2 protein-coding genes are annotated in these 1,576 nt (G+C 49.3%); both read right to left on the bottom strand.

Features of this window, described 5'->3' with window-relative positions; all coding sequences use genetic code 11:
• Positions 1 to 672 (bottom strand): transposase (locus tag EAE89_RS22790; RefSeq protein WP_214086645.1); only part of this gene is annotated, 672 nt, incomplete at its 3' end.
• Positions 673 to 744: 72 nt separating this feature from the next.
• Positions 745 to 1,497 (bottom strand): transposase, encoded by a 753-nt coding sequence (locus tag EAE89_RS23880; RefSeq protein ID WP_244866747.1) that lies wholly within the window; start codon positions 1,495 to 1,497, stop codon positions 745 to 747.
• Positions 1,498 to 1,576: the final 79 nt, after the last annotated feature.

Raw genomic sequence — 1,576 nt, 5'->3', positions numbered from 1 at the left:
GAGGGTGTCGCAAAAGACTGGCATTGAAAATAAACCCACAGAGATTGATTGCCTGTTATTGGGACTGACAACCCATAACAGGCTAAAAATAGCCCATAATATCAGGGCAACTGCCCTTGATAAGTTATAGGCTATGGCGTGCAAGGTAAATTCCACTCTGACTGCCGATAAACCTCTACGCCGAAAGCGCTCCAGTCTCTGGATACCCCGTAAGGCGGAAAATACGGGGTCGACCATGACTTTTCTTTGACTCAATATCCGCTTTGACTCCGGTTTGTCCATCCGTGAACGCAGTTTATCCCGCGCTTCATCTTCCGGGTAACGTTTAATTTTTCTCCCCTTTTTCGCCTGAGTACACTTTTCTTTTTCCGGGCAATCAGCACAATTTGCTCCGGTATAGACCCGATGCCCACGGCTTTTTTCGGAACGTCTTACTGTACTGACATGACGTAACCTATCATTGGCCGGGCAAATATACAGGTCTTTCTCCGCATGATAAATAAACCGCGATTTTGGGTAGATTTTTCTTGGACTCTGTCGGTCATTACCTTCAGGGCAGAACAACAGGATCGCGTGTTTTTGAGCCTCAGCAATAACCTCATCATGAAAATAACCGGCATCCAGTAAGAGCGTTTTGGGATGACATCCTGATAGCGGATAGTGCTGAGCCAGTCAGTCAGCGATAACCCGAGTTTCACTGACGGGGTCGACTGTCTGGGCGACAATGATACGGGCCTGATTCACTCATACCGAGGGGTTATACGCACTGGAAAATCCCCGTCCCCGTTTGAGTTTCTGGACCACGGCTTCCGGTTCTGCTGGGTTGATACGTAACCGGCTGGCGTTTTTACCGCCTTTTTCACGATTTTCTTGTCGGATTTGTAAGATGGCGGCAGACTGTTCCAGTCGCCTGATTTTAACTTCTTTTTGGGGATTAACTGGGGCGGTAGTTAAGGTCTTTTTTTCTCGCAAAATGGCTTCCTGAGTCAGGAGGTAATAATGAGAACACGCCGCTTCTATCACTGTGCCATCCCCCGCCAGACAGGAAACACCGGATTGACTGTGATGTAATACGGCCGAAGCGACCCCTTCAAAAAACGAGCCCGTCAGTGTGGATTGATGTTGAGAGAGGAAACGTCCGAGACTGGCATGCTCAGGTGTAATGCCATGACTGACAAAGAGACATCCCAAATCCAGACGTGCCAGCCGTTCAAGTCCTCTAAGAGAATGAATCCCTTTCATGATCCCATAAAGCAAAATCCCCATCATGGAACGCGGGGAATACGGGGCTCTGCCTGATGAGGCGTAATCGCGTTCGAAAGGGGCCCAATCCTGCTCATCAAGGATATCGGAGACAATAAATGCCGCGCGCTCGCCGACGTGTTTCAGGTAGTCATGGAGGGAAAGGGCCCCGCTCAGTACAGGCAGGTGCTGAGCGGTGACAAACTGACGCCCGGTGTGAACGGAAGGCATCAGTTGTCGTAGGAATGTGGTCATAATAGAAGTTCTGAATTTGGAATGGGAACCAAGATATTAACTGATAAGGGATAACTTTTGCGACACCCTCGCACTGGGC

This window comes from Photorhabdus heterorhabditis (assembly GCF_018448905.1).
Lineage (GTDB): Bacteria > Pseudomonadota > Gammaproteobacteria > Enterobacterales > Enterobacteriaceae > Photorhabdus > Photorhabdus heterorhabditis.
Note: the sequence above shows the minus strand (reverse complement) of the source record. Positions and strands in the feature narration are given on the sequence as shown.

Coding starts and splice junctions, on each gene's coding strand:
- EAE89_RS23880 (WP_244866747.1), bottom strand. CDS start 1,497: ATGACCACATTCCTACGACAACTGATGCCTTCCGTTCACACCGGGCGT.